Consider the following 26195-nt stretch of genomic DNA (forward strand, 5'->3'; position numbering starts at 1 on the left):
TTATAACATTGCAAAACCCAAGACGGAGTTTCACCCCGATGCGTAGAACCCTCATCGCCCTGGCCCTCGCCACCAGCCTCGGTGCCACCCTGCCGGCGGCAGCCGACGACCTTCCCCAGGACGGCAACCCGGGAACGGACACGAAGACCTCCCAGGGCAAGAGCCGCAAGCAGGCGGAAAAACTCGACGCGATCGTGGTCAACGCGGTGCCGCTCGGCCAGAGCGCCGATCAGATCGTGGCGCCGGTGGCGGTGCTCGCCGGCTCGGCTCTCGACGACGCCAAGGGCGTGTCGCTCGGCGAAACGGTGTCCTCGATTCCCGGCGTGCAGACATCGGCACTCGGTACCGCTGTCGGCCGTCCCGTCATCCGCGGCCTCGACGGCCCGCGCGTGGCCGTGCTGGAGAACGGGCTCTCGTCGCAGGACGTGTCCAATGTGAGCCAGGATCACGCGGTGACCCTCGAGCCCTTCCTCGCCGACCAGATCGAGGTGCTGAAGGGCCCGGCCACCCTGCTCTACGGTTCCGGCGCCATCGGTGGCGTCGTGAACGTGGTGGATGGCCGCGTGCCCGAGAAGGCGCCCGAGAACGGCTTCGCCGGCCGCGCGGAAGTTCGCCATGATTCCGTGTCCGATGGCCGCACCGGCCTTCTTCGCCTCGACGCCGGCGACGACCGCTTCGCCATCCACGTCGACGGCATGCACCGCGACAACGACGACTACGACATCCCGGGTGGCACGCTGGCCAACAGCGCCGTGAAGACCAGTTCCGGCGCGGTGGGCGCCTCGCTCCTCGGCACGTGGGGCTACCTCGGCCTTTCGGTCTCGCGCTTCCTCGACCTCTACGGAAGCCCCGCGGAACCGGGCGACCCCGCCGCGGGCGAAGACCCGGTGCACATCAAGATGGCGCAGACCAACTACACGCTGAAGGGTGGCCTGGTGAAGCCGTTCGAGGGCATCGACAAGATCGAATTCAGCCTTGGCCACGGTGCCTACCAGCACGTGGAATTCGAAGGCGACACGCCGGGCACCACGTTCTCCACCGACAGCAACCAGGGGCGCCTGGTGGTCACCCATGAACCGCTTGCCGACTGGGACGGCGCTTTCGGCGTGCAGACCCAGCATCGGCGATTCGCCGCGGTGGGCGAGGAAACCTTCGTGCCGGCCACCGCGACGAACGGCGTCGGCGTGTTCCTCACCGAGCAACGCGAGTTCGGTCCGGTGAAACTGGAACTGGGCGCGCGCCACGACAAGCAGAGTGTGGATCCGGACAATGGCCCGAAGCGCGATTTCGCGCCGAACAGCTTCTCTGCCGGTGTCGCATGGCGGTTCGCGGAACAGTGGCACCTCTCGCTCAACCTCGACCACGCCGAGCGGGCGCCGTCGGAAGAAGAACTGTTTGCGAACGGTCCGCACGAGGCGTCGAACACCTTCGAGATCGGCAGCGACCTCGAGAAGGAAAAATCCAACCAGGCGGAACTCGGCCTGCACTTCCACGGCGATGCCGTCGAGGGCAAGGTGGCCGTGTATTACAACAAGTACAGGAACTTCATCTACCTCGCCGATACCGGTGAAGTCGAAGACGATCTCCCCGTACGCGTCTGGTCGCAGAACGATGCCACGTTCCGCGGTGCAGAGGCCGAGGCGACCTTCCACCTCGCCAAGGGCACATCGGGCAACTGGGACCTTCGCGTGTTCGGCGACACCGTGCGCGCCACACTGTCCGACGGCGGCGGCAACGTGCCGCGCATCCCGGCGGGACGCGTCGGTTCGACGCTCAGCTGGAACGCCGACAGTCTGCGCGCCAGCGTCGGCGCGGTGCGCTACATGAAGCAGGACAAGGTGGCCGCGTACGAGACCGACACGGCCGGCTACACGCTCGTCAACGCGCACTTCGCCTGGACGTTCGTCAATGACGACCGCAGCCAGTGGGAGGCCTTCGTGGACGGCAACAACCTCACGAACCAGACGGCCCGTCCGGCCACGTCACTGTTCAAGGACGTGGCGCCGCTTCCGGGCCGCAACATTTCGGTAGGCCTGCGCGCCTACTTCTGAGTTCCCGGCCACCTTGCCCCTCCTCCCTCCCCGGGGTGGCCGGAACGACGTGGGGCGCCCTTCGGGGCGCCCCACTTTTTTTGCATCTCAGGAGCCGCGGCAGTTCTTGCAGGTGCCGTGCACTTCGAGCGTCTGCGCCTGCGGGCGGAAGCCGAGCGCTTTCGCCTGTGCCTCGATCAGCTCCGCCACGCGTTCGTCGCAGACTTCCTGCGCACCATGGCAGGTGTCGCAGATGAGGAATGGCACCTGGTGCGCCTGCTCCGGGTGGTGGCAGGACACATAAGAGTTGATCGACTCCAGCTTGTGGATGAAGCCATTCTCGAGCAGGAAATCGAGCGCGCGATAGACCGTGGGAGGCGCCGCGTTGCCGTGCTTCTCGCGCAGGCGGTCCAGAAGGTCGTACGCCTTCACCGGCTTGCCGGCACCGGCCACCAGTTCCAGCACCTCGCGGCGCAACGGCGTCAGGCGCAGTCCGCGCTCGGACGACGCCTGTGCCACGGCGGCCACGAAGCCTTCGGCATCGTCGTGGTGGTGGTTGTGTCGGTGGGCGGCGGTGGTCACATCGATATCCTCGTGCTCGTCATCCTAACATGCGGGCCGCTCAAGGCTTTTTCGACCCGGGAAGGGGTGGCGGCCGGCTCTGGCCAGGCGCCGGAGCCGATACCGGCAACGGCGGGGGTTCGCTCCGCGGCAGGAAGGGCGCGATCCAGCCGAAAGGTCCCAGGATCAGCGACGCGATCACCGTGGCCTTCAGCATGCCCCGCCACCAGCCCAGCAGGGCGCCGACAAGGACGAAAACCACCTGCCAGACGACCAGTTCGCCCCAAGGCACCAAGCCCATGAGGTTCGTGAAAACATGCATGAACGCGCCCGGCTCAGTCGGGTCGACGCCTTGCATGGCTTTCGCAAGCAGCTCGTCCACGATCTAGCGACGTGTAGGAGCGCGCCTGCGCGCGACATCTTTTGGGGCCATGAGCAGCAGGCCATGCTGCTTCTCGCGAGAAGCTGTCGCGCGCAGGCGCGCTCCTACAAGAAAGCGGCGGTCTTCAACCCGCGGCACGAGCAAGCGCGTCGTCGATGCGTGCCAGCGCGCCTTCGCGCCCCGCCAGGTAGATGGTGTGCTCGATCGAAGGCGATACCTGCGTGCCTGTCATGGCGACACGCAGAGGCGCGGCCACCTTGCCCATGCCCAGTTCGAGCGTGGCGGCAACACGTTCCACCGCGCCATGCACGGCTTCCGGCGTCCACTCGGGCAGCGCGGCGAGTTCGGCCCTGGCGGTCTGGAGCGCTTTCGGCGCGGTGTCGTTGCGCAGGTGCTTCTCGACCGCCTTGTCGTCCCATTCGACGATGGGGCCGTACCAGATCTTCGCGCGCTCGGCCATTTCCTTGAAGGTCTGGACACGATCGCGCAGCGCCACGACCACATCGGAGGGATTCGGGCCCTTTGCGGGATCGATGCCGATCTTTTCGAGATGCCAGGCGAGTTCGGGCCCGAGCGTGGCCGGATCGTCCGTCTTCAGGTAATGCTGGTTGAGCCAGGACAGCTTGGTGAGATCGAAACGCGAGGCGGCCTTGTTGACGTCGCCGATGTCGAACAGTGCCGTCATCTCCTCCAGCGAGAAGATTTCCTGATCGCCATGCGACCAGCCAAGGCGCACGAGGTAGTTGAGCAGCGCGTGCGGCAGGAAGCCGTCGTCGCGGTACTGCATGACGCTTACCGCGCCATGGCGTTTGGAAAGCTTCTGCCCGTCCGGACCGAGGATCATCGGCAGGTGCGCGAATTCCGGCACCGGCGCGCCCAGCGCCTTGTAGATGTTGATCTGGCGCGGGGTATTGTTCACGTGGTCGTCGCCGCGGATGACCTCGGTGATGCCCATGTCGATGTCGTCGACCACCACGGCGAAGTTGTACGTGGGAAAACCGTCGGAACGGAAGATGACGAGATCGTCGAGCTCTTCGTTGGACCACTCGATGCGGCCCTTCACCTTGTCGTCGAACACGACCGAACCCGTGGTCGGGTTCTTGAAGCGGATGACGCGGTTGGGGTCGTCGCGATACGGCTCGTTGCGGTCACGGTAATAGCCGTTGTAGCGCGGCTTCACGCCCGCGGCCATGGCCGCGTTGCGCATGGCCTCGATCTCTTCCTTCGTTTCGTAGGCGTAGTACGCCTTGCCCTCGCGCAGCAACTGGTCGGCCACTTCGCGGTACCGGTCCATGCGCAGGGTCTGGTAGTACGGGCCTTCGTCGTGCACCAGGCCCAGCCACGCCATGCCGTCGAGGATGGCCTGCACGGCTTCCTGCGTGGAACGCTCGCGATCGGTGTCCTCGATGCGCAGGATGAACGCACCGCCACGCCTGCGAGCTTCGAGCCAGCAGTACAACGCGGTGCGCGCGCCGCCGATGTGCAGGTAACCGGTTGGGCTTGGGGCGAAGCGGGTGCGAACGGTCATCGTCGAATTCATTGGGCGGACAAGCGAATCATTTTACCGGCTTTTATGTGGGAGCCGCTTCAGCGGCGATTCGGCGCTCGCGGCAACCTTGCCCGCTGCCGCGGGATCGCCGGCATAGCCGGCTCCCACAGACCGGCGCGGCCGGCTCCACAGGCGCCCGGTCACACAATGGTCATACGCCCATAACCGCCACGACATGCCCCCAAGGGACCATGCGGCAAGCCAGGCCACAGGGCATCGTCATGCGAATCGGCATCGTCACCGAGACCTACGCACCGGACGTGAACGGCGTCGCCCTCACTATCCAGTCGCTTGCCCGCGGCATGGTTCGCCGCGGCCACGCCGTCGACCTGATCCGGCCGGTCCACCCGTCCACGCCGCCCCTGGCGGACGCGGGCATGGACGTCCTGGCCGTCGAAGGCGCCGCGGTGCCCCGCTACGCAGGGCTCCGCTTCGGCCTTCCCTCCCGCTTCCGCATCGAGCGCCGCTGGCGCGCCGACCGGCCGGATGCCGTCTATGTGGCCACGGAAGGCCCCCTGGGCTGGAGCGCCGTAAGCGCCGCCCGCCGGCTCGGTATCCCGGTCGCCACCGGATTCCATACGCGCTTCGACTTCTACGTCGGTCATTACGGGTTCGGCGCGCTCACACCGCTCGTTCGGCATTACCTCACCCGGTTCCACAAGCGCGCGCAGGCGACGCTGGTGCCGACCGGCCAACTCGCCGGCGAATTGAACGACCTCGGCGTGCACGACGTGCGGGTGCTTCGCCGTGGCGTGGACACCCAACGCTTCCACCCCGACCGCCGCGACGACGACCTGCGCGCGTCGTGGGGGGCCGGGCACGACACGCCCGTGGTGCTCTGCGTCGGGCGGGTGGCACCGGAAAAGAACCTGGATGTGGCTATCGACGCGTACCGCGCCCTCGCCCGGCGAGTGCCGCAGGCCCGCTGTGTGATCGTCGGCGACGGCCCCGGCCGGCCGGCGCTCGAAGCGGCGCACCCGGATGTCATCTTCGCGGGTACGCGAAGCGGCGACGACCTGGCCGCGCACTATGCCAGTGCGGACATCTTCGTCTTTCCCAGCCTCACCGAAACCTTCGGCAACGTGGTGCTCGAAGCCATGGCTTCGGGTGTCCCCGTCGTCGCCTACGCCGAAGCCGCGGCGCGCGAATTCATTCGCAACGGCCAGAACGGCATTCGCGTGGCTCCGGGCAACGAGGGCGGCCTTGTGGAACGCGCCGCCGTGCTCGGCGCGGACACCCATGCGCGTATCGCCATGGGAACCGCGGCACGCGCGTCCGTCGCGGGGCTGTCTCCCGAATCGGTCGTCGCGGACTTCGAATCGATCATGCAATCCCTCGCCGAGGAGCACGTCCATGAACGCAGCACCGCCGTCGCCGCGTAGGGCGAACCTCGACCGGCGCATGTGCGTCGCGGCCAACCGCTGGGGCGCGCGGCGCGCCATCGGCATCTTCTTCGGCGCCATCAGCCGCCTGGGCGATGGCGTGTTCTGGTATTCGCTGATGACGGTAATCGCGATCGTGGGCGGCTGGCGCGGCGTGGCCGTCGCGTTGCAGATGGCCGTCACGGGCCTGACCGCACTCATGCTCTACCGCGTGCTGAAACGGTGGACGCGCCGCCCTCGCCCGTTCCGCACCTGCCCCGGCGTGATCGCGCACGTACCGCCGCTGGACGAATTCAGCTTCCCGTCCGGCCATACGCTCCAGGCCGTGTCGTTCACGGTGGTGGCCGTGGCGCATTACCCGGTGCTGGCACCGTTCCTGATCGGCTTCGCAGCGCTCGTCGGCGCGTCGCGCGTGGTACTGGGGTTGCACTATCCCAGCGACGTGTTGGCCGCCACAGCTATTGGCGGCGGACTTGGCACACTGTCGTTGTGGGCGGAGCGCGTGCTGCTCTGAGGGCAATCAGGCCGCCGCGCGCGGTGCCTTCTGCAGGATGCCGAGCATGGCGCCGAGCTTGTCGCGCATTTCGCGACGGTCGACGATGACGTCCACCGCGCCGTGGTCGACGAGGAATTCCGAACGCTGGAAGCCTTCCGGCAGCGTTTCGCGCACGGTCTGCTCGATGACGCGGGGACCGGCGAAGCCGATCAGGGCCTTCGGTTCCGCCACGTTGACGTCGCCCAGCATGCCCAGGCTGGCGGACACGCCGCCGGTGGTCGGATGCGTGAGCACCGAGATGTAGGGCACACCGGCATCGCGCATGCGCGCGAGCGCGGCCGAGGTCTTCGCCATCTGCATCAGCGAGAACAGGCCTTCCTGCATGCGTGCGCCGCCCGTGGCGGAGAAGCACACCAGGGCGCTCTTCTCGGCAAGGGCTTTCTCGGCCGCGCGCGCGAACTTCTCGCCCACCACCGAACCCATCGAGCCACCCATGAAGGAGAATTCGAAGGCCACGGAAACCAGCGGACGATCGAGCAGGCGACCGGACATCGCGATCAGCGCGTCCTTCTCGCCCGTGTTCTTCTGCGCAGCCGCCACGCGGTCCTTGTACTTCTTCTGGTCCTTGAACTTCAGCGCGTCGACCGCTTCCATCTTCGGCCACAATTCGGTGGTGCTGCCTTCGTCGAAGAAAGCGGCCAGGCGCAAGCGAGCGGAAATGGCATGGTGGTGTCCGCACTTGGGGCACACCATCAACGACTTCTCGAGCTCGGGCTTGTAGAGCACGGTGCCGCACCCGGCGCACTTCTCCCACACGCCTTCAGGCACCTTGCCCTTGCCACCGGCCGCGCCGGGGGCGCGGGTCTTCGGCGTCATGATCTTCTGCAGCCAGTTCATCGTGTCTCTCCGAATATCTCTTTAGCGCGCGTCGAGCGCGGCGCGGATCGGTGCCAGGAAATCGCGTGCCCTGCCGACGGCGTCCTCGGCCGAGGCCGCGCCGGAGAGGCGGTCGACCAGGGCGCTGCCGATGACTACGGCGTCGGCGAATTCGCCGATGGCCCGGGCACTGGCGGCATCGCGGACACCGAAGCCCACAGCCACCGGTGCCTTCGACCGTGCGCGGATCCCGGCGACGCGTTCGGCGATGTCGCCGGTGCTCAGCTGGGCCGCGCCGGTGATGCCGGCGAACGATACATAGTACAGGAAGCCCGACGCCGCCTCGCACAGGCGCGCCAGGCGACCCTCGGCGGTGGTCGGCGACGCGAGGAGGATCTGCGCCAGCCCAGCCTGCCGGAGCGGTTCGAGCACGTGCGACTCCTCCAGCGGGCAGTCCACCATCAGGACGCCATCGACACCGGCTTCGACGGCATCTTCGGCGAACGCCGCGTAACCGTACATCTCGATGGGGTTGAGGTAACCCATGAGCACGATCGGCGTTTCCGCGTCGGTCTCACGGAACGCGGCGACCCAGGCCAGCACGTTGGCGAGGCCGACGCCCTTCGCGAGGGCGCGTTCGCTGGCGTGCTGGATGACGGGACCGTCCGCCATGGGATCGGAGAACGGCACACCCAGTTCGATGAGGTCGGCCCCTGCGGCCACGAGGCCATGGAGCAAGGCCACCATGCCATCGGGCGAGGGATCGCCGGCGGTGACGAACGGAACGAGGCCGGTACGACCAGCGGACTTCAGCGCCGCGAAGCGGCGTTCGATGCGGCTCATCAGAGTTCGATTCCTTCGCGCGCGGCGATCGTGTGCACGTCCTTGTCGCCACGCCCGGAGAGGTTGGCGAGGACCAGTGCGTCCTTCGGCAGTTCGCGGGCCAGCTTGATCGCCTGGGCGATGGCATGGCTCGATTCCAGCGCGGCGAGAATGCCCTCGGTGCGCGCCAGGAGGTGGAATGCCTCGAGGGCCTCGTCGTCGGTGATGCCGACGTACTCGGCGCGGCCGGCGTCCTTCAGGAAAGCATGTTCCGGGCCCACACCCGGGTAATCGAGGCCGGCGGACACCGAATGCGTCTCGACGATCTGGCCGTTCGCGTCCGACAGCACATAGGTGCGGTTGCCGTGGAGCACGCCCGGCTTGCCGGCGGCAAGCGACGCCGCGTGATGGCCCGTGGCGATGCCCTCGCCCGCGGCCTCGGCGCCGACGATGCGCACGTCGCGATCGTTGAGGAAGGCGTGGAACAGGCCGATGGCGTTCGACCCGCCGCCGACGCAGGCCGTGATCACGTCGGGCAGGCGCCCGAACTGCTCCAGCACCTGCTCGCGCGCCTCGCGGCCGACAATGGCGTTGAAGTCGCGCACCATCTGCGGATACGGGTGCGGACCCGCGACCGTACCGATGATGTAGAAGGTGTCGGTGACGTTGGTGACCCAGTCGCGCATCGCTTCGTTGAGCGCGTCTTTCAGGGTTTTCGAGCCCGAGGTGACCGGCACGACCTCGGCGCCGAGCAGGCGCATGCGGTACACGTTGATCTTCTGCCGCTCGATGTCCACGGCACCCATGTAGACCACGCACTTCAGCCCGAGTCGGGCGGCGACGGTGGCACTGGCCACGCCATGCTGGCCCGCGCCGGTTTCCGCGATGATGCGGGTCTTGCCCATGTGCCGGGCGACCAGCGCCTGCCCCACCGTGTTGTTGATCTTGTGCGCACCCGTGTGGTTCAGGTCTTCGCGCTTCAACACGATGCGCGCGCCGCCCACGTGCCTCGACAGGCGCTCGGCGTGGTACACGGGGCTGGGGCGGCCCACGTAGTACTTCAGGTCGCGGTCGAGTTCCGCGATGAACGCCGGATCGTTGCGCAGCTTCTCGTACGCGGCGGTGAGTTCCGCCAGCGGCTCCATCAGCGTTTCGGCCACATAGATGCCGCCGTACTCGCCGAAGCGCCCCTGCGCATCGGGCCAGGCGTGAAAATCCGCGATCTCGGTCATTGCCTTCTCGTCAGCTTGAGCCATGTCACGCGCTGGGGACGGCGCGCACGGCGGAAATGAAGCGTTCCATCTTATCGCTATCCTTGATGCCCGGCGACGACTCGATGCCGCTGGAGACGTCCACCGCCCAGGGGCGGGCGATCCGGATGGCTTCGGCCACGTTCTCCGCGGTGAGTCCACCGGCGAGCAGCAGGGGTTGCGCAAGATCTTTCGGCATCAGAGACCAGTCGAAGCGTTGGCCGCTGCCGCCCTGCTCTCCCAGGCCGTGACCGTCCAGCAGCAGGCCCGCAGCGCGCGGGTAGTCGCGCAGGCGGGCCAGGGCGGGCGCGCCCTCGCCCATGGCGATGGCCTTGAGGTAGCGCACGCCGTAAGACGAGCATTCGTCGTCGCTTTCGTTGCCGTGGAACTGCAGCATGTCCGGACGCAGCACGCGCAGCACTTCCTCGATGAACGCCGGCTCGTCATCCATCACCAGCGCCACCGTCGTGACGAAGGGCGGCACCGCATCGCGCAGGCGGGCGGCCTGCCCGGGTTCGACGAACCGCTTGCTCTTGCGGGTCATCACGAAACCGATCGCGTCGGCGCCCAGTTGCGTGGCCCGCCGCACGTCGTCGATGCGGGTAAGCCCGCAGCACTTGATCCGGGTCATAACGTCACCTCCTGTGGCAAGTTCCAGTGTGCTTCGTACAAGGGCCCGAGGAAGGTCAGGCCCTCCGCGGGCGCGGTGGCGCCGGCCACCTCGCGATCGCGGCCTTCGAGCAGTTCGGCCATCCAGGCCACGGGGCGTTCGCCACGGCCGATCGGCAGCAACGAGCCCACGATGTTGCGAACCATGTGATGGAGGAAGGCGTTGGCCTCGATCTCCACCACCACGTGGATGTCGTCGCGGAACACGCGAATGGAGCGCACGTTGCGCCGTGCGTGCGCCGCCTGGCAGGAAATGGCGCGGAATGCCGAGAAATCGTGCTCGCCGACGATCGCCTGCGCGGCTTCGTGCATCGCGTCGGCGTCGAGCTGACGGCGTTCCCAGGCGACGAAGCGCGCGTCCAGCGCGGGGCGAACGAAACGCGGCAGGATCCGGTAGCGATAGCGCCGCGCCCTTGCGGAGAAGCGGGCATGGAAGTCGTCGGCGACGGGCTGGGCCCAGGTGACCGCCACGCTGTGTGGCAGGTTCGAGCAGGCACCGAGGATCCAGCCGCGCATGTCGCGCACCACGTCGGTGTCGAAATGCACCACCTGGCACCGGCCGTGCACACCGGCATCGGTGCGGCCTGCCGCCGTCACCTCGATCGGCGCGTGCGCGACGTAACTCAGCGCCTCCTCGAGCGCACCCTGTACGGTCTTCGCATGGCTGAGCCTCTGCCAGCCGAGGAAGTCGGTGCCGTCGTATTCGACGCCAAGGGCGATGCGCATGGGCGGTTCGTGGGGCGGTGGAAACCGTCAAGGTTACCACCGCCCGGCCAGTGCCCGGGTCTGCCCGGGCACTGGCCTTCCGCCGTTACGGTACGCCGCGGGCGGGCGGGTCGTTCTCGAGCAGCGCCCGGTGGACCCAACCGCCAACGGCACCGCCGAGCAGTGGCACCACCCAGAACACCCATAGCTGGGCCAGCGCCCAGCCGCCCTGGAACACGGCCACGCCCGTGCTGCGCGCGGGGTTTACCGAGGTGTTGGTGACCGGGATGCTGATGAGGTGGATCAGCGTCAGGGCCAGGCCGATCGCAAGCGGCGCGAATCCGACCGGCGCGCGCTTGTGCGTCACTCCGAGGATCACCAGCAGGAAGAACATGGTCAGCACGAACTCGGCCACCACCGCGGCAAGGAACGAATAGCCGCCCGGCGAGTGCTCGCCGTAACCGTTGGTGGCGAATCCCGCCGTGACGTCGAAGCCGGGCTTTCCGCTGGCGATGAGGTAAAGCACCCCACCGGCCACGATCGCGCCGACCACCTGGCTGACGATGTAGGGCAGCACTTCCCTGCCCGGCATGCGTCCGCCCGTGTAACAGCCGATGGTCACCGCCGGATTGAAATGCGCTCCGGAGATGTTGCCCACGGCATAGGCCATCGTCAGCACGGTGAGGCCGAAAGCCAGTGAAACGCCGACGAAACCGATGCCGAGGCCCGGAAAGGCCGCAGCCAGCACCGCACTACCGCAACCACCAAGAACAAGCCAGAAAGTGCCGAAGAACTCCGCAAACAATCGCTGAGACATCTCACACTCCTTGCGCGTTGGGAAGCGTTACGGCGTCAGGCGATGTCGTCGAGGATCCGCCTTGCCGTGTCTTTTTGCATCTGCGAGCCCTCGGCCAGCACCTCGTCGAGCATCAGGCGAGCGCCCTCGGCGTCACCCATGTCGAGGTAGGCCCGGGCGAGGTCGAGCTTGGTGTCGACCGGGTCGTCGCTGAAGCTCTCAGGGTTGTGGTCCGCGATAGGTTCCTCGTCCGGGAATGTCGGCTCGTCGAAGCGAGGCAGCTCGGTCGGCGACGTGGCCGCCACATCGTGTTCCTCCTCGAAGGCCCAGGTGGAGCGCTCTTCGGTCGCCTCGTGCTTCTCCCCGTGGAGGATGTCGCCGAAGCTCGCCTGCGGCGCTTCGGACGGCGTTTCGAGGTAGGGCGATTCGGGGGCGTCGACGTCGAACACGTCGGGTGCGTTCGGGCGTCGGTCCGCCTCGGCGCGCTGCACCGGTGTCAGATCGAAATTGAAGTGGTATTCGCTGTGCTTCTGCGGCGTCGGAGCCTGGTTGCGCGCCTCTTCCTCGGGCCCGGTGACGTAGTTGCCGAGATCGAATTCCTCCAGGGCCGCGGCCGTGTCGGCATGCGAGCCGGCGAGCGAGCCATCGTGCTCGTACGGCTCGTCGATCTCGTCGACCGGCGTACCGCCGAAGAGCGGATGGGTCGGGGCGAGGTCTTCGCCCATCATCACCACCTCGCGCCACTCCGGCTGGTCCGGATCGGCCACGTGGGCAAACATCGCTTCGGCGGCGGCTTCGAAATGGTCGACGTCGCGACGGCCGTAATACAGGCTCACCAGTTCGAGGTGGAGGCCGATGTCGTCGGGATGCTCGGCCAGCGCGTCGAGGATCTCGCGCTGGTCCTGGTCGATCGCGTCGCCCGGCTGGCCGAAATCGAACGCCGGCTCCTCGCCGAAGCGGTCGGCGAGCGAGCCCGCGGCGACAGGTGCCGCCGCCTTCGGCTTCTTACGCCCGAACACGGCGGCCACGAGCAGCAGGAGGATGACGATTGCGCCACCGCCCCATGCCCACGGCTGCATGTACCAGGGATCTTCTTCGACCGGCTTCGGCACCACGACCGCCGGCTTGGCGGCCGGCTTCGCGGCAGGCTTCGACGCGGGCGGCGGAACAGCCGCCGCTGCGGGCTCCTTCAGCGGCGCGGTGGTCACCGTCGAACCCGCCGCCGGTGCGGGCGTTGCAGCCACGGCGGTCGACGGCGCGGAAGCCGCCGTGCCCGCCTTCGCAGGGGCGCTGGCCGCCGGGACGGCAGGGGCCGCCGCCGGGGCGCCCGGTGCGGCCGCCGGCGCATTCGCCGCAGCCGTGCCGCCACTCTTCTGCGCTTCGGCCAGCTTCCGCTGGAGCTCGGCGATTTCGGAATCCTTGAGGCTCAGCAGGCGCTGGTTCTTCGAGTTGATGTCCTCGAGCTCGCCGATACGCGACTTGAGTTCGGCACCCTGCTGCTTCAGCGAAGCCACGTTTTCCTGCGAGGTGGCCAGCTCCTGGCGCAATCCCGCGACCTGTGCGTCGCCCGTGCCACCCTTGCTGCCGGCACGGGTGGAGGCGGCGTCGCCGCCCTCCTTCGAGGGCACGATGGCCAGACGATCGCTGGCGGACTGCCTCGGCTTGGCTTCGCCCTGCCCGGCGCTGGTGGACGCCTCGTCGGCGACGACCGAGGGCGCGCGGGCGGTACCGGCGCGCCAGCTTTCGTTCTGGCGCCGGACTTCGGCCAGTGCTTCGTTGCTGGACTGCGCCTGCACCTCGTCGGCCGAGGGGATGCGGAGGATCGCACCCGTCTTCAGGGCGTTCATGTTGTCGCGGTAGAAGGCGTCGGGGTTGGCCTTCTGCAGCGCCACGAGCATCTGGTTCATGTCCGCGCCGCCGGCATGGTCGCGGGCGATCGAGGAAAGCGTCTGCCCACGCTGCACCGGTCCATACGTGCCGCCGGCGGACGCCGCGGCGGGCCGTGCGGCTGGCTGGGTGCGCGCAGGCCGGGCGGCGGCATGGGCGGGCACACGCGCCGGGACCTCGCTGGTCCTGGACGGGGCGGCGGCTGGCGCCTGCGACGGTGCGGCCGAAGCGGCCGCGGCGTTCAGCGGCGTGCCCGGCGGGTCGAGCAGCATGGTGACTTCGCGAATGGCCTTGTTACCGCCCGACGACACTTCGACGAGGAAATCGAGGTACGTGTCGCGCACCGGAGCGGCACTGGTGACGCGTATCACGGGGACGCCCGCGGCATTCTTCGCCACGGCAAAGTTCAACGACACGGGCAGGCCGGCGCGGTTGAGCCCGGCGCGCGTGAACGCCTCCTCGGACGCGAGAGCCACGTGGACGTTGTCGAGATTGCCCGACACCCCGCTCAGCGGGATCTCCGCCACGAGCGGCTGGTCCATCGTGGAATGGAGCTGGACCGGCCCCAGGTTCTGGGCCAGTGCCTGGCTGCCCCAGGAGACCAGCGCCAGCATGATCGAAAGCTTCAACGTACGGTTCATCACTTTCCCCCGAACAAAACCCATGCCGACGGCTCGCCTCTTTCGGGCGTTCGGCCGCGAAGGCGCCACTGTAGTGCACCCCAGCAACAACTAACAATAGCGGGTACGGCTAGTTACGCGACAACGTTGAGGCGTTCGCGAGACTCGTACACGCTTCCCATACAGTGCCCTACTTCCCCTGACTGGCCTCCAGCTGACGGCGCAGTTCCGCGATCTTCCGGTCGCGCTCCTCGATGTCGCGACTGGTGGCCTGCGAGGTGGATTCGAGCGAGTCCACCTGCTTCCGGAGTTGCTCCACCCGGGTGCCTTCGTTCTTCTCATGAGCACGAAGCCTCTCCAGCTTCGCCTGCTCGGCCGCGGGCGACGAGGTCGCCTGCGGCCGTTCGCCCGCCGCCGCGAGCGGCGCGCAGGCAAGCAGCACCCAGGCGGCGACGCGGCAACGCATCAGAGGTAGTCCTCGACCAGAATCTCGGCGATCTGCACCGCATTGAGCGCCGCGCCCTTGCGGATGTTGTCGGCGACAATCCACAGGTCGAGGCCACGTTCGTGCGAGATGTCCTCGCGAATACGGCCCACGAACACCGGGTCCTTGCCGGCCGCGTCGCCCACGGGCGTGGGATACCCCCCCGCCTTGCGCTCGTCCTGCACCACGACGCCCGGCGCTTCCTCGAGGAGTTCCCTGGCGCGCTCCGCGGTGATCTTGTCGCGGGTTTCGATGTGCACCGCCTCGGCGTGTCCATAGAAGACGGGCACGCGAACCGCGGTCGGGTTCACCTGGATGGAAGGATCCTCGAGGATCTTCCGGGTTTCCCAGACCATCTTCATTTCTTCCTTGGTGTAGCCGTTCGCCTGGAATTCGTCGATGTGCGGGATCACGTTGAAGGCGATCTGCTTCGGAAACTTCGCGGTTTCGACATCCTGGAAGTTCAGCATCTGGGCCGTCTGCTTGCCCAGTTCCTCCATGCCGCTACGGCCAGCGCCCGACACCGACTGGTAGGTGGCCACGTTGATGCGCTCGATCCCGGCCTCGCGATGGATGGGCGCCAGGGCTACGAGCATCTGCATCGTGGAGCAGTTCGGGTTGGCGATGATGCCGCGCACGGTGTAATCGGCGATGGCATGCGGATTCACCTCGGAGACGACCAGCGGAATGTCGTCCTGGTAGCGGAACTCGGAGGTGTTGTCGATCACCACCGCGCCGGCGGCGGCCGCCCGGGGGGCGTGCTCACGACTCACCGACCCGCCCGCGGAGAAAAAGGCGATGTCGACGCCGGCGAAGTCGTATTTGGCGAGGTCCTGGACGATGCAAGGTTTCCCGTTGAAGTCGACCGTACCGCCCGCCGAGCGCTCGCTCGCCAGGGGCACCAGTTCGCTGATCGGGAAATCCCGTTCGGCGAGGATCGACAGGAGGGTTTCGCCGACCGCGCCGGTCGCGCCCACCATGGCCACCTTGTAACTCGTCTTCTTGCTCATGCTTCGCTTCGTCAGGCGTTGGGAATAAGAGGCCGGCTGGCGTCGGCCAGCACACCCGGGTTGAGGATCGAGGGTGGCCGGCCGGCGTGAGGACCATGCCCGAACGCCGCCAGCACATTGTCCACAGCCAGCGCCGCCATATCGCGACGTGTGTCGCGGCTTGCGCTGGCGATGTGCGGACTCAGCACGATATTTTCGAGATGCAGCAGGCCGGGATGCACCGACGGCTCGCCCTCGAACACGTCAAGGGCGGCCGAGGCGATGGTGCCGTCCGCCAGGGCCCTTGCCAGGGCCGCGTCGTCGACGATGCCGCCCCGCGCGATGTTTACCAGGGTGGCCGTCGGCTTCATGGCCGCCAGTTCCGCCGCACCGATGGCGTGCCGGGTCTGCGGTGTGAACGGCAGCACCAGCACGAGGTGGTCGGACTCCGCGAGCAAGGTGGCTTTGTCGACATACGTGGCACCGCAGTCCAGCTCCAGCCCGGGCTCCAGCCGCGATCGGTTGTGGTAGATCACCCGGCTGCGAAAACCGGCGGCGCGGCGCGCGATCGCCTGGCCGATGCGGCCCATGCCAAGGATGCCCAAGGTCTTGCCATGAACGTCGGCGCCCAGCCAGCCATCGAAGCGGAATCCCTGCCAATGCCCCTGGCGCAGCCAGCGCTCGGCCTCGCCCACCCGGCGGGCCGCCGCGAGCAGGAGGGCCCAGGCATAGTCCGCCACGGTTTCGGTGAGCACGTCCGGCGTGTTCGAGGCACCGATGCCCGCCGCGGTCAGGGCGTCGAGGTCGAGGTTGTTGTACCCCACGCCCAAGTTGGCGACGAAGCGCAGGCGTGGCGCGGCCGCGATCGTCTGCGCGTCGATCCGCTCGGCAAGGCCGACGATCGCGGCATCGGCGTCTGCCAGGCGGGCCGCCCTGTCGGCCGGCGTGAACGCGTGCTCATCGCTTTCGGCCCGCACCTCGAAGTGAGGACGCAGGCGGTCGACGATGTCCGGAAAGATCGGACGTGACACCCAGACCTTCGGTTTGTTCATGGCGTCAGCCTTCGAAGGTTCCCGGGATGCGCGGCGGCACCACGCCCACGTCACCGCACTGCGCGCGGTGACGCAGTGCCTGGTCCATGAGTACGAGCGCCATCATCGCCTCGGCGATGGGAACGGCGCGGATGCCGACGCAAGGGTCGTGCCGTCCCTTGGTCACCACCTCGGTGGGCTCGCCGGCCCGGTCGATGCTGCGGCCGGGAACGAGAATGCTGGAAGTGGGCTTGAACGCCATCGATACCACCACGGGCTGCCCCGAGGCGATGCCGCCGAGGATGCCGCCGGCGTGATTGGAGAGGAAACCCGCCACGGTCATTTCGTCGCGATGTTGCGTGCCGCGCTGGGCAACGGCAGCGAACCCGTCGCCGATCTCCACGCCTTTCACCGCGTTGATCGACATCATCGCCGCCGCCAGTTCGCCGTCCAGCTTGCCGTAGATGGGCTCACCCCACCCCGCCGGCACGCCGTCGGCCAGGACGGTTACTTTCGCGCCCACCGAATCGCCGGACTTGCGCAGGGCGTCCATGTAGGACTCCAGTTCCGGCACCTGCTCCGCATGCGGCCAGAAGAAGGGGTTCGTTTCCACGACCGAGGCATCGAACCCGCGCGGAACGATCTCTCCGATCTGTGCCACGTGCCCGTGCACGGTGACGCCGTGGCGCTCGGCCAGCCACTTCTTGGCGATGACGCCGGCGGCGACCCGCATGGTGGTCTCGCGCGCCGACGAGCGGCCACCGCCGCGCGGATCGCGCACGCCGTACTTCTGCCAGTAGGTGTAATCGGCGTGGCCGGGGCGGAAGGTATCGAGGATGTTGCCGTAATCCTTGGAACGGGCGTCGGTATTGCGGATGAGCAAGGCGATCGGCGTGCCCGTGGTCACGCCCTCGTAGACGCCGGAAAGGATTTCCACGTCGTCGGCCTCGCGGCGTTGCGAGGTATGCCGCGACTTGCCGGTGGCGCGGCGCTCGAGGTCGGCGCGGAATGCAGCGGCGTCGAGCGCGAGGCCCGGCGGGCAACCGTCCACCACGCAGCCGATCGCCGGGCCGTGGCTTTCGCCGAACGTGGTGACGGAGAGGAGCTTGCCGAACGTATTGGAGGACACGGGGTTTCCGAAGGTCAGTGTCTTGCGGCGCGCACCGCGGCGATGTCCGCGGCGTGCTCGACGAGGTCGCGCCGTTCCAGCGCGAAGATGCCCATCGGTCCGACCTTGAACTCCAGCCAGACGAAGGGCACGCGCGGAAGCAGCTCGACGAGTGCGTGCTCGCTGTCGCCCACTTCCACGATGAGCAGCCCGTCCTCGCTGAGGTGGTGAGCGGCCTCGTCCAGGATGCGCAACGTGATATCCAGTCCATCATCCCCGGATGTCAGGCCAAGGACGGGTTCATGGCTGTATTCGGCCGGCATGGCGGCGTATTCGTCGTTGGTGACGTACGGCGGGTTGGACACGATGAGGTCGTACACCTCGCCTTGCAGGCCGGCGAAGAGGTCGGACTTGATCGCGCGCACGCGGCCTTCCACGTGCTGGTACACGATGTTCTCGTTGGCGAGCGACAAGGCATCGTCGCTGACATCGACGAGGTCCACCTGCCAGTCGGGGTTGTACTCGGCCATGGCGATGCCGATGCAGCCGGACCCGGTGCAGAGGTCGAGCGCGCGCTCGACGTGGCGATCGTCCAGCCACGGCGTGAAGCGGCTTTCGATGAGTTCGGCAATGGGCGACCGCGGCACGAGGGCACGGCGGTCGCTCTTGAACTTGAGCCCGGCGAACCAGGTTTCGCCCACGAGGTAGGCCACGGGCACGCGCTCGACGACGCGCCGCTCGATGAGGGCCAGCACGGCCTCGCGCTCGGCGGCCACGAGCTTGCCCGCGCCATAGGCGGGCGGCAGGTCGGGCGGCAGGTGCAAAGCGGACAGGACGAGGTGAGTGGCCTCGTCGATCGGATTGTCGTGACTGTGCCCGAAGGTGAGCCCGGCGGCCGAGAAGCGGCTGGCGCCATAGCGGATGAAATCGATGATGGAGGACAGTTCGCTGGTCACGGAGGGGGATTTCGATGGGGCTGGCCCGTGAGTATAGCCGTCCGGGTGGCCTTCAGCGCTTCGGCCCCGGGTCGCTCGTGGCCGCGCGGCCGTCCTCGTGGTGCCCCGCGTAACGCCTCAGATATCGCGGCGTGGCTGGCATCGCGACGGCGACGTCGTACCACCCTGCGCTTGCGGCGAGATCGAACGCCAATGTCTTGCTCCCGCCCGCGGGCAACTCCACGACGTGCGCCGGTGCACCGTCATAGGCGTTCGCGACGCGACAGGCCGCCGGTTGCGAACCACGATTGGAGAGCACGACCTCGATACGCCGTTCGCGAGGCACGCCGCGAACCTCCGCTTCGACGGGATCGTCGGCGAAGCCGCGCAGCGCGCAGAAATAGCCGTTCGGGCCGTGGATGCGGCGATCGTACGCGTCGCCGGCCTTCGCGAGTTGCCAGCGGTCCTCGATGCGATCGCCTGCCGCGACGGTGTAGCGGCGGGGCGGAGCGTCGCGACGGAGGCCGTCATAAACGAGGAAGGCCGCGCCGACCAGGCCCCGGTTGTCGAAGGCGATGTGGCTGGCGCCGCCGTCCAGACGGTGCCGAAGCGTCCATGCATAAGCGAGAGGGCGCGCCGGGCGCGAGCCGGGTTCCTGCGCTGGCATCGCCTGTCGGGCCGGAACGAGGATCGGCGCCTTCGCGTTCGAGCCGGCAGGAACGCCCAGCTTCGGCATGGCGCTGTCGTTCGTGCCGGCGAAATCGAACGCGCTGGTGAGGTCGCCGCAGACGGCGCGGCGCCACCCGCTGATGTTCGGCTCCTCGACACCGAAGCGCTTTTCGAGAAAACGCAGCACGGAGGTATGGTCGAAGGTTTCCGAACAGACCCAGCCGCCGCGCGTCCAGGGCGATACGACGATCATGGGCACCCGATTTCCGAGCCCGACGGGTTGCAGGCCGCCGGGATCGCTGCCGGGTACGACGGGTGCCGCGATGCGCGGATGGCGGTCGAGGTCCATGATTTCGTCGCGCAGGCTGGAAACGAGCTCCCTCGACACCATGCCCTCGCCGTCTTCTCCACTCGACAATGGCGGCGCGGGTGGCACCACGTGGTCGAAGAAGCCGTCGTTCTCGTCGTAGTTCAGGAAGAGGACCGTGCGGCTCCAGACCTTCGCATTGGACGTGAGGGCTTCGATCACCTTGCGAATGTAATGGGCGCCGTCGACCGGCGACGCGTTGGGATGTTCGCTGTATTTGTATGGCGCGACGATCCACGTGACCTGAGGCAGGCGGTCGTGCAGCACGTCGTTGCGCAGGTCGCGCAGGGTATGCGTGGAAACGCCGTTACGTACGAGCGGGCCGGCCGGATCGGCGCCTTCCTTCACCTGGTACTGCGCGAAGAATTCCAGCGAGTTGTCGGTGTAGTTGTCGGTCGGTGAACCGGGCTCGCCGGTACCGCCCTGGTAGACGCGCCAGCTGATGCCCGCCTTCTCCAGCCGTTCCGGGTAGGTCGTCCACGTGTAGCCATTGGTCTCCGGACGCTCTTCGGTACCGGGCCCGTTGTCCTTGCTCCCGAGGCGTCCGGAGGGGTCGGACGTGCCGCTCCACAGGTAGATGCGGTTGATCGCGGTATCGGCCAGCGCGGACGCGTGATAGGCATCGCAGATGGTGAAGGCGTCGGCCAGCGCGTAGTGGAAGGCGGCATCGTCGCGCCGCAGGTACGCCATGGTGAGCACGTCCTGTTTCTGCTCGATCCAGCGATCGTTGCGTCCGAGATTCCAGGCGCCGTGTCCACTGCTCCAGCCATGGTCGGTGCCTTCGTGGTGATCTCCCGAGGCGTGCGTGTCCAGGTGGAAGGGATATACCCATGCCACGTCGTCGCCGACGCCGCGCGACTTCCAGAACTTGGTGCGGGCGTCGCCGAGCGGCTGCCGCCACACCGGATCGCCGTTGCCGAGTTCCAGCACGCGCGGATCGCCGAAACCGCGCACGCCGCGCAGGCTTCCGAAGTAGTGGTCGAAGGAACGGTTCTCCTGCATGAGCACCACGACGTGCCCCACGTCGGCGATGCTGCCGGTCCGCCGATCGGGCGGCGTTGCCAGTGCTTTCGCGATCGCGGCGGGGAACCCTTGCGCGACCAGCGAGGCCGCCACGGTGGCCCCGGCGGCGTGGAGGAATCGGCGGCGATCGCTGGAGAACATGCCGATCAGTCCCTGGCGAGCGATTCGATCAGCGCCGCATGCAGCGCCGGGGTGGCGGCGGCCACGACGCGCGCGCCGCTGTCGAGACCCAGCGGCCGGCCTTCCCAATCGGTGACCATACCGCCAGCGGCCTGCACCACGGGCGCGATGGCCAGATAGTCGTAAGGCATGAGGTTGGCCTCGATCACGGCGTCGATGTGGCCCGAAGCCAGCATGCCGTAACCATAGCAGTCACCGCCGAACCGCCGCGTGTAGGCCTCGCGGCTGGTTCGATCGAAGCGCCGCCATTCGTCGGGCGTGAACATGTCGGGCGTGGTGGTGTAGACGGTCGCCGAGGCCAGGCTCTCGCAGGCGCTCGTGCGGCACGGCCGGCCGTTCATCGTCGTGCCGGCGGTCACGTGGCCGATCCAGCGCTCGTCGAGCGCCGGCATGTCGAGCACCCCTAGCACGGGGCGGCCGCGATGCAACAGTGCGATCAGGGTGCCCCACAAGGGCCACCCGGAAATGAAGCTCCGCGTGCCGTCGATCGGGTCGATGGACCAGACGAATTCCGCATCCACACGGGTGGCGCCGTACTCCTCGCCCAGCAGTCCGTGCTCCGGCCAGGCCAGTTCGATCCGCTCGCGCAGCATCGACTCCACACCGCGATCCACGGCCGTGACGGGGCTCATGTCGCCCTTGAGCGTGACATCGACGGGCCGCCGGAAGCGCGGCAACGACAGCGCACGCGCGTTGTCGGCAATGCTCGTGGCGAAGGCTTCGAACTGCTTCCGCTCTGCGGCGGACAACGATTCCATCAAGGCGCTCCTGGTTCGCAGACATGCGCGGCGGCTAGCCACGGCACGTTTCGGGGTGATGACAAAAACGAAAATATTCCGGTGGACGCGTGATCCACATATTTGCAAATATACCCAAAACGCCACACAAGATGTGGCTTGGGAGACCACCGTGCGTCCACACCGCCACATCGCAAGCGTGATCCTGATGCTGGCCGTCGGCGTGGCGCACGCGGGCAGCGTTACCGTCTACTCCGCCCTGGAAAGCGACGAGATCGCCACCTACCTGGGCGCAGCGAAGAAAGCGTTGCCCGACATCGATATCCACGTGCTGCGCCTGTCCAGCGGCGACCTGGCGGCGCGCCTGCTGGCCGAATCGCAGCGCCCGCGCAACGACGTCATCTGGGGCATGGCAGTCACCGACATGCTGGACCCACGGATCGCCGCCCTGCTCGCCCCGGTACACGGCACGCATATCGACAGCATGCCGCCCGGGTTCCGCGATCGTGACGGACGGTGGTTCGCCCCGACCGGGTTCCTCGCCGCCTTGTGCGTGAACCGCGAAGCGCTGGCGGACCAGGGCCTGCCGATGCCGCGCAGCTGGAACGACCTGGCCTCGCCCGCCTACCGGGGGCAGATCGCCATGCCCGATCCGTCCTCTTCCGGCACCGGCTACATGCTCATCTCTTCGCTATCCGACGCGGGGCGCGACCCGGCGGGCATGGCACTCACGCTCGGCATCGCACGCAATGTTGGCCAGGTGACGTTGTCCGGGTCGGCGCCTTGCAAGCTCGCGCGCATCGGGGAGTTCCCCATCGGCATTTCCTTCGCGTTCTCGGCCATGCAGGCGATCCGCCAGGGCTATCCGGTAACGATGGTGATTCCGGAAGGCGTGAAAGGTTACGAGCTGGAGGCGTCCGCACTCATGAAGCAGGCGGCAGGCAACGAGGACGCCCGGCGCTTTCTCGACTGGACGGCGTCGCCGGAAGCCGCAGCGCTCTATCGCGGCTACAAGGAAATCGTCGCCGCGCCCGGCAGCGTGCCGAGCGCGGAACAACAACGGGAAGGCCTGCCCGCCGACCTCGTCGCCACGCTGCCCGTGCGCGACTTCGACACGGCCGCACGGGAACGCGCGGCGCTTATCGCCAGATACAAGCGGCTGACGCGCTAGCGTCACCGACGGGGGAACTGAAGGGGATGCATCTGCGGATCGACCACATCGCGAAGTCATGGGATGGGCAGATGGTGCTCGACGCCGTGTCCTTCGCCGCGCGCGAAAACGAATTTGTGTGCCTGCTCGGCCCGAGCGGCTGCGGCAAGACCACGCTCCTGCGCATCGTTGCCGGACTGACCGCGCCCGACGCCGGCCGCATCACCCTGGCCGGCCGCGACATCACCGCCCTTCCCGCCCGCGAGCGGCGCATGGGCCTCGTGTTTCAGGCGTACTCGCTCTTTCCCGACATGACGGCCGCCGCCAACGTCGGTTATCCGATGCGCCTGCGCCGCGAGTCGCCGGCGAAGATCGCCGCCCGTTGCAGCGAACTGCTCGAGCGGGTGGGCCTCGGCGGACTCGGCGCCCGCTTTCCGGACGAGTTGTCCGGCGGGCAGCAGCAACGTGTGGCGCTGGCGCGGGCACTTGCAACCGAACCCGCGATGCTCCTGCTGGATGAGCCGCTGAGCGCGCTCGATCCCGCCATTCGCGGGCAGTTGCGCAGCGAGATCCGCCTGCTTCAGCGCGCCCTGGCCATTCCCACCATCATGGTGACGCACGACCAGGAAGAAGCGCTGGCGATGGCGGACACCATCGTGTGCATGAACCATGGTCGCATCGAGCAGATCGGCACGCCGCGCGATCTCTACGAACGCCCGCGCTCGCGTTTCGTCGCCGAGTTCGTGGGGCGCGCGAACCTGCTGCCGACGTCGTTCGTGCGCGACACCCTGCCTGGCTTCCTCGAACGCCGCCCGCCCGGCGGCGAGGCCACCTACGAGTTCTGCCTTCGTCCGGAAGATGTGCTGGTCCAGAGCGACGCACACGGCGAGGCGGTGGTCGAAGATTTCGTCTTCCTCGGCAATCTGGCACGCGTGACGGTGGCCTGGCGTGGCCGGCGGCTGCTGGCCGAATTGCGGGGAAACAGCACCCTGGCCCGCGGCGAAGCGGTATCGGTGGAGGCGTTGCGCGGCGCGTGGGTATGCGCATGACGAGAGCCCGCGCGCCCGCAGCCTGGCTCCTGGTATTGCCCGCGCTGGGCCTGGCCCTGTTTTTTCTGCACCCGCTGGCGACGGTGCTCTGGCGCAGCGTGACCGATACCCAGGGCGCCATTACCGCGGGCAATTACCTGCGACTGTTCGACGATCCGGGACTACCGCACGCCGCGCTGCGCAGCCTCGCCATAGGTATCGCCACGACAGCAAGCTGCGTGCCCCTCGGTCTGGCGTTGGCCATGGCGCTGCACCGCTCGCGCCTCCCCGGGAAGGCGCTCATCCGTGGCGCCCTGCTTCTGCCGATGCTGGCGCCTTCGCTCGTGCTCGGCCTCGGTCTCGTGTGCCTGCTGGGGCGCAATGGCCTCATCCATCGGCTCACCGGTGCCACGACCGACATCTACGGTTTCTGGGGCCTGCTGATCGCCAACACGCTGTACGGACTGCCGCAGGTCGTCATCATCGTGTCTGCCGCGCTGGCCCGCACGCCCGCACGGCATTACGACGCCGCCGCGTCCATGGGAGCCACGCCGTGGCGGCAGTTTCTCGATGTCACCCTGCCGCGCCTGCGCTTCGCCCTGCTCGCCGCAGCTTTCCTCGTCTTCACCGAAACGCTTACCGATTTCGGCAGCGCGGTGGTCGTGGGTGGGAACTATCGCGTGCTGGCGATGGAGATCTACAGCGAAGTGGTGGGCCAGCTCGATTTCGGCATGGGCGCGACGCTGGGCGTGGTGCTGCTCGCACCCGCCCTGCTCTCGGTATGGCTCGCGCGCATCGCGCGTCGCCGCCAGGACAGCGGCGACGCCATGCCCGGCCGCATGCTGCTGCCGGCAAGGCATGCGTGGCGCGATGCCGCATTGGGTGCGTTGAGCCTCGTGATCCTGCTTCCGATGGTTGCGGTCGTGGGAACTGTGGCCTATGTGAGCGTGGTGAAGCTGTGGCCGTACGACCGCACGCTGACTCTTGCGAACTACACGAGCGGCATGCCTGACGGGTACGGCCCCGTGGCGACGTCGCTCGGCATGTCGTTGCTGGCTGCATGTGCCGGTTCCGTCCTCGTGTTCGCGCTTGCCGCCGGCCTGCGCCGCGCTCCGCGGAGCATTGCGCGTCCCATGCAGTTCCTCGCTTCGCTGCCGGCCGCCGTGCCGGGCATGGTATTGGGGCTGGGTTACGTGCTGGCCTTTGATCGTGGCGCGCTGTCCGGGTGGTTGTACGGGGGGCTCGCCATCGTGTCGTTCTGCAGCCTCTACCACTACCACGCTCAGGCCTTCCTCGCGATGCAGACCGGCATGCGCCAGGTGCCCGACGCGCTCGACGACGCCGTCGCCGTATGCGGCGGCGGTACCGGACATGTGCTGCGCGACGCCGTGATGCCTTTCGTCGCGCCCGCGGCGATTTCCACCTTCTTCTATCTGTTCATGCGCTCCATGGTGACGCTGTCGGGCGTGATCTTCCTGGTCACCCCCGATCTCGGCCTCGCCTCGGTCACGGTGATGCGCCTGGACGAGAACGGTTTCCTGGCGCAAGCGGCCGCCTACGCGATGTGCGTGGTGCTGGCCGGCGCGCTGGCGCTCGGCGCGATGCGCCTCATCCTCCACGTCCTCAAGGAACGACGCCATGTGGCATGAAGAACGACATTCCCGTATCCGCGACCTGCTCCGCGCCAGCGGCCAGGTATCGGTGGAACGCATCGTCACGGAGTTGGGCGTATCCCGCGAGACGATCCGCCGCGATCTGGTCGAACTGGCCGAGCGTGGCGAGATCCGCCGCGTGCACGGCGGTGCCGTGCTCACTGGCGACGAGCCACCGATCGACGTGCGCCACGCCACCCGGGTTCGCGAGAAGCGCGCTATCGCGAAAAAAGTGGCCGCACTCGTGGAAAGCGGACAGACCATCTTCATGGATGCGGGCAGCACCATGAACCTCGTCGCCGAGGCACTCGCCGCACGCAGCGGGCTGACCATCGTGACCAATGCGGTGGACGTGGCCTCGCGGTTCGCCTCGCGCCCGGGCAACGAGGTGCACCTCCTGGGGGGCCGCTTCAACGCGCAGATCGGATGCACGCAGGGCGCGGCCACCGTGGCGGAGATCGCCCGCTACCAGCCGCACCTCGCCATCGTTTCCCCCGTGGGGATTGACGCGAAATCTGGTGCCAGCAGTTTCGAAATGGAAGAGGCCGAAGTCGCAAGAGCGATGTGCGCAAACGCACGGCGCATCGTGATTGCGGCCGACCATTCCAAGATCGGCGTGCGCAGCCGCGTCGCCTGGTGTCCCGCAGACCGCATCGACGTCCTCGTCACCGACCGTCGTGCGGAACGCTCGCGTGCGATCGACGCCCTTCGTAAGGCCGTGGGCGAGGTCGCCTACGCCTGAAACAACCCGCGCCAGGAAGGCCGCCGCCACCGCAATTTCAATCGATAGAAAACATTCCAGCCACACATCACATGT

24 protein-coding genes are annotated in these 26195 nt (G+C 67.7%); 7 read left to right on the plus strand and 17 right to left on the minus strand.

The window, feature by feature from the left end; all coding sequences use genetic code 11:
• Positions 1 to 38 precede the first annotated feature (38 nt).
• Positions 39 to 2051 (plus strand): TonB-dependent receptor, encoded by a 2013-nt coding sequence (locus tag HBF26_RS02245; RefSeq protein ID WP_167122625.1) that lies wholly within the window; start codon positions 39 to 41, stop codon positions 2049 to 2051.
• Between the two features lie 87 nt (positions 2052 to 2138).
• Here the strand turns inward: HBF26_RS02245 and HBF26_RS02250 are convergent, their stop codons facing one another.
• From HBF26_RS02250 to gltX, 3 genes are all read right to left on the minus strand, one after another.
• Positions 2139 to 2612, minus strand: a complete 474-nt coding sequence (locus tag HBF26_RS02250; protein ID WP_167122627.1) for a transcriptional repressor — start codon at positions 2610 to 2612, stop codon at positions 2139 to 2141.
• A 40-nt stretch (positions 2613 to 2652) separates the two neighbouring features.
• On the minus strand, positions 2653 to 2973 hold the full coding sequence (locus HBF26_RS02255) for a hypothetical protein (protein ID WP_193569728.1): 321 nt from the start codon (positions 2971 to 2973) through the stop codon (positions 2653 to 2655).
• Between the two features lie 124 nt (positions 2974 to 3097).
• On the minus strand, positions 3098 to 4501 hold the full coding sequence (gltX, locus tag HBF26_RS02260; RefSeq protein ID WP_167122629.1) for a glutamate--tRNA ligase: 1404 nt from the start codon (positions 4499 to 4501) through the stop codon (positions 3098 to 3100).
• 242 nt (positions 4502 to 4743) lie between these two features.
• Between gltX and HBF26_RS02265 the strand changes: the two genes are divergently transcribed.
• Together HBF26_RS02265 and HBF26_RS02270 are read left to right on the plus strand one after the other, a co-directional pair.
• Positions 4744 to 5904 carry a glycosyltransferase family 4 protein gene (locus tag HBF26_RS02265; protein WP_167122631.1) on the plus strand — a complete coding sequence of 387 codons (1161 nt, stop codon included), beginning with the start codon at positions 4744 to 4746 and terminating at the stop codon, positions 5902 to 5904.
• Entirely contained in the window at positions 5876 to 6418 is a 543-nt protein-coding gene (locus HBF26_RS02270; RefSeq protein ID WP_167122633.1) for a phosphatase PAP2 family protein, read from the plus strand. The genes HBF26_RS02265 and HBF26_RS02270 overlap by 29 nt, the downstream gene beginning before the upstream one ends.
• 6 nt (positions 6419 to 6424) lie before the next feature.
• Here HBF26_RS02270 and accD read toward each other — a convergent pair whose 3' ends face one another.
• The 14 genes from accD to hisN form a co-directional block, all read right to left on the minus strand.
• A complete protein-coding gene (accD, locus tag HBF26_RS02275) occupies positions 6425 to 7297 on the minus strand; it encodes an acetyl-CoA carboxylase, carboxyltransferase subunit beta (protein ID WP_167122635.1) in 873 nt (290 codons plus the stop codon).
• 21 nt (positions 7298 to 7318) lie between these two features.
• Positions 7319 to 8119 (minus strand): tryptophan synthase subunit alpha, encoded by an 801-nt coding sequence (gene trpA / locus HBF26_RS02280; RefSeq protein WP_167122637.1) that lies wholly within the window; start codon positions 8117 to 8119, stop codon positions 7319 to 7321.
• A complete protein-coding gene (trpB, locus tag HBF26_RS02285; protein WP_167122639.1) occupies positions 8119 to 9330 on the minus strand; it encodes a tryptophan synthase subunit beta in 1212 nt (403 codons plus the stop codon). Before trpB ends, trpA begins: the two co-directional genes overlap by 1 nt.
• Positions 9331 to 9355: 25 nt before the next feature.
• Entirely contained in the window at positions 9356 to 9979 is a 624-nt protein-coding gene (locus tag HBF26_RS02290) for a phosphoribosylanthranilate isomerase (RefSeq protein ID WP_167122642.1), read from the minus strand.
• Complete coding sequence (gene truA / locus HBF26_RS02295; RefSeq protein WP_167122644.1) at positions 9976 to 10743, minus strand: tRNA pseudouridine(38-40) synthase TruA; 768 nt, start codon at positions 10741 to 10743, stop codon at positions 9976 to 9978. Before truA ends, HBF26_RS02290 begins: the two co-directional genes overlap by 4 nt.
• Positions 10744 to 10828: 85 nt before the next feature.
• Positions 10829 to 11539, minus strand: a complete 711-nt coding sequence (gene aqpZ / locus HBF26_RS02300) for an aquaporin Z (RefSeq protein ID WP_167122646.1) — start codon at positions 11537 to 11539, stop codon at positions 10829 to 10831.
• A gap of 35 nt (positions 11540 to 11574) precedes the next feature.
• A complete protein-coding gene (locus HBF26_RS19710) occupies positions 11575 to 14046 on the minus strand; it encodes a motility hub landmark protein FimV (RefSeq protein ID WP_167122648.1) in 2472 nt (823 codons plus the stop codon).
• Between the two features lie 169 nt (positions 14047 to 14215).
• The gene (locus HBF26_RS02310; RefSeq protein ID WP_167122650.1) at positions 14216 to 14491 is read right to left on the minus strand and encodes a hypothetical protein; all 276 of its coding nucleotides are present in this window, start codon (positions 14489 to 14491) and stop codon (positions 14216 to 14218) included.
• Positions 14491 to 15519 (minus strand): aspartate-semialdehyde dehydrogenase, encoded by a 1029-nt coding sequence (locus HBF26_RS02315; RefSeq protein WP_167122652.1) that lies wholly within the window; start codon positions 15517 to 15519, stop codon positions 14491 to 14493. Before HBF26_RS02315 ends, HBF26_RS02310 begins: the two co-directional genes overlap by 1 nt.
• Before the next feature lie 11 nt (positions 15520 to 15530).
• Complete coding sequence (locus HBF26_RS02320) at positions 15531 to 16550, minus strand: 2-hydroxyacid dehydrogenase (RefSeq protein WP_167122654.1); 1020 nt, start codon at positions 16548 to 16550, stop codon at positions 15531 to 15533.
• 4 nt (positions 16551 to 16554) lie between these two features.
• Complete coding sequence (aroC, locus tag HBF26_RS02325) at positions 16555 to 17658, minus strand: chorismate synthase (RefSeq protein ID WP_167122656.1); 1104 nt, start codon at positions 17656 to 17658, stop codon at positions 16555 to 16557.
• A gap of 14 nt (positions 17659 to 17672) precedes the next feature.
• Positions 17673 to 18593 carry a 50S ribosomal protein L3 N(5)-glutamine methyltransferase gene (gene prmB, locus HBF26_RS02330; RefSeq protein ID WP_167122658.1) on the minus strand — a complete coding sequence of 307 codons (921 nt, stop codon included), beginning with the start codon at positions 18591 to 18593 and terminating at the stop codon, positions 17673 to 17675.
• Positions 18594 to 18645: 52 nt separating this feature from the next.
• Positions 18646 to 20772 carry a phosphocholine-specific phospholipase C gene (locus tag HBF26_RS02335; protein WP_167122660.1) on the minus strand — a complete coding sequence of 709 codons (2127 nt, stop codon included), beginning with the start codon at positions 20770 to 20772 and terminating at the stop codon, positions 18646 to 18648.
• 5 nt (positions 20773 to 20777) lie between these two features.
• On the minus strand, positions 20778 to 21569 hold the full coding sequence (hisN, locus tag HBF26_RS02340; protein WP_167122662.1) for a histidinol-phosphatase: 792 nt from the start codon (positions 21567 to 21569) through the stop codon (positions 20778 to 20780).
• A gap of 151 nt (positions 21570 to 21720) precedes the next feature.
• Here hisN and HBF26_RS02345 point away from each other — a divergent pair, with 151 nt between their 5' ends.
• Genes HBF26_RS02345 through HBF26_RS02360 form a run of 4 tightly spaced genes read left to right on the plus strand, consistent with a single transcriptional unit; the run spans position 21721 to position 26120 of the window.
• A complete protein-coding gene (locus HBF26_RS02345) occupies positions 21721 to 22719 on the plus strand; it encodes an extracellular solute-binding protein (RefSeq protein ID WP_205287580.1) in 999 nt (332 codons plus the stop codon).
• A gap of 26 nt (positions 22720 to 22745) precedes the next feature.
• A complete protein-coding gene (locus HBF26_RS02350) occupies positions 22746 to 23747 on the plus strand; it encodes an ABC transporter ATP-binding protein (RefSeq protein ID WP_167122666.1) in 1002 nt (333 codons plus the stop codon).
• Complete coding sequence (locus tag HBF26_RS02355) at positions 23744 to 25375, plus strand: ABC transporter permease subunit (RefSeq protein ID WP_167122668.1); 1632 nt, start codon at positions 23744 to 23746, stop codon at positions 25373 to 25375. Before HBF26_RS02350 ends, HBF26_RS02355 begins: the two co-directional genes overlap by 4 nt.
• Positions 25365 to 26120, plus strand: coding sequence for a DeoR/GlpR family DNA-binding transcription regulator (locus HBF26_RS02360; RefSeq protein WP_167122670.1), 756 nt, complete (start codon positions 25365 to 25367; stop codon positions 26118 to 26120). The genes HBF26_RS02355 and HBF26_RS02360 overlap by 11 nt, the downstream gene beginning before the upstream one ends.
• Positions 26121 to 26195 lie beyond the last annotated feature (75 nt).

Source organism: Luteibacter jiangsuensis (assembly GCF_011742555.1).
GTDB classification, from domain to species: domain Bacteria; phylum Pseudomonadota; class Gammaproteobacteria; order Xanthomonadales; family Rhodanobacteraceae; genus Luteibacter; species Luteibacter jiangsuensis.

Bases quoted from the DNA above. Each gene is read 5' to 3' on its own strand.
- aqpZ (WP_167122646.1), bottom strand. From the start codon at position 11,539: ATGTCTCAGCGATTGTTTGCGGAGTTCTTCGGCACTTTCTGGCTTGTT.
- HBF26_RS02360 (WP_167122670.1), top strand. From the start codon at position 25,365: ATGTGGCATGAAGAACGACATTCCCGTATCCGCGACCTGCTCCGCGCC.
- HBF26_RS02335 (WP_167122660.1), bottom strand. From the start codon at position 20,772: ATGTTCTCCAGCGATCGCCGCCGATTCCTCCACGCCGCCGGGGCCACC.
- HBF26_RS02245 (WP_167122625.1), top strand. From the start codon at position 39: ATGCGTAGAACCCTCATCGCCCTGGCCCTCGCCACCAGCCTCGGTGCC.
- HBF26_RS02270 (WP_167122633.1), top strand. From the start codon at position 5,876: ATGAACGCAGCACCGCCGTCGCCGCGTAGGGCGAACCTCGACCGGCGC.
- HBF26_RS02320 (WP_167122654.1), bottom strand. From the start codon at position 16,550: ATGAACAAACCGAAGGTCTGGGTGTCACGTCCGATCTTTCCGGACATC.
- HBF26_RS02315 (WP_167122652.1), bottom strand. From the start codon at position 15,519: ATGAGCAAGAAGACGAGTTACAAGGTGGCCATGGTGGGCGCGACCGGC.
- HBF26_RS02350 (WP_167122666.1), top strand. From the start codon at position 22,746: ATGCATCTGCGGATCGACCACATCGCGAAGTCATGGGATGGGCAGATG.
- HBF26_RS02355 (WP_167122668.1), top strand. From the start codon at position 23,744: ATGACGAGAGCCCGCGCGCCCGCAGCCTGGCTCCTGGTATTGCCCGCG.
- trpA (WP_167122637.1), bottom strand. From the start codon at position 8,119: ATGAGCCGCATCGAACGCCGCTTCGCGGCGCTGAAGTCCGCTGGTCGT.
- accD (WP_167122635.1), bottom strand. From the start codon at position 7,297: ATGAACTGGCTGCAGAAGATCATGACGCCGAAGACCCGCGCCCCCGGC.
- HBF26_RS19710 (WP_167122648.1), bottom strand. From the start codon at position 14,046: ATGAACCGTACGTTGAAGCTTTCGATCATGCTGGCGCTGGTCTCCTGG.
- hisN (WP_167122662.1), bottom strand. From the start codon at position 21,569: ATGGAATCGTTGTCCGCCGCAGAGCGGAAGCAGTTCGAAGCCTTCGCC.
- HBF26_RS02290 (WP_167122642.1), bottom strand. From the start codon at position 9,979: ATGACCCGGATCAAGTGCTGCGGGCTTACCCGCATCGACGACGTGCGG.
- HBF26_RS02310 (WP_167122650.1), bottom strand. From the start codon at position 14,491: ATGCGTTGCCGCGTCGCCGCCTGGGTGCTGCTTGCCTGCGCGCCGCTC.
- HBF26_RS02265 (WP_167122631.1), top strand. From the start codon at position 4,744: ATGCGAATCGGCATCGTCACCGAGACCTACGCACCGGACGTGAACGGC.
- trpB (WP_167122639.1), bottom strand. From the start codon at position 9,330: ATGACCGAGATCGCGGATTTTCACGCCTGGCCCGATGCGCAGGGGCGC.
- gltX (WP_167122629.1), bottom strand. From the start codon at position 4,501: ATGACCGTTCGCACCCGCTTCGCCCCAAGCCCAACCGGTTACCTGCAC.
- truA (WP_167122644.1), bottom strand. From the start codon at position 10,743: ATGCGCATCGCCCTTGGCGTCGAATACGACGGCACCGACTTCCTCGGC.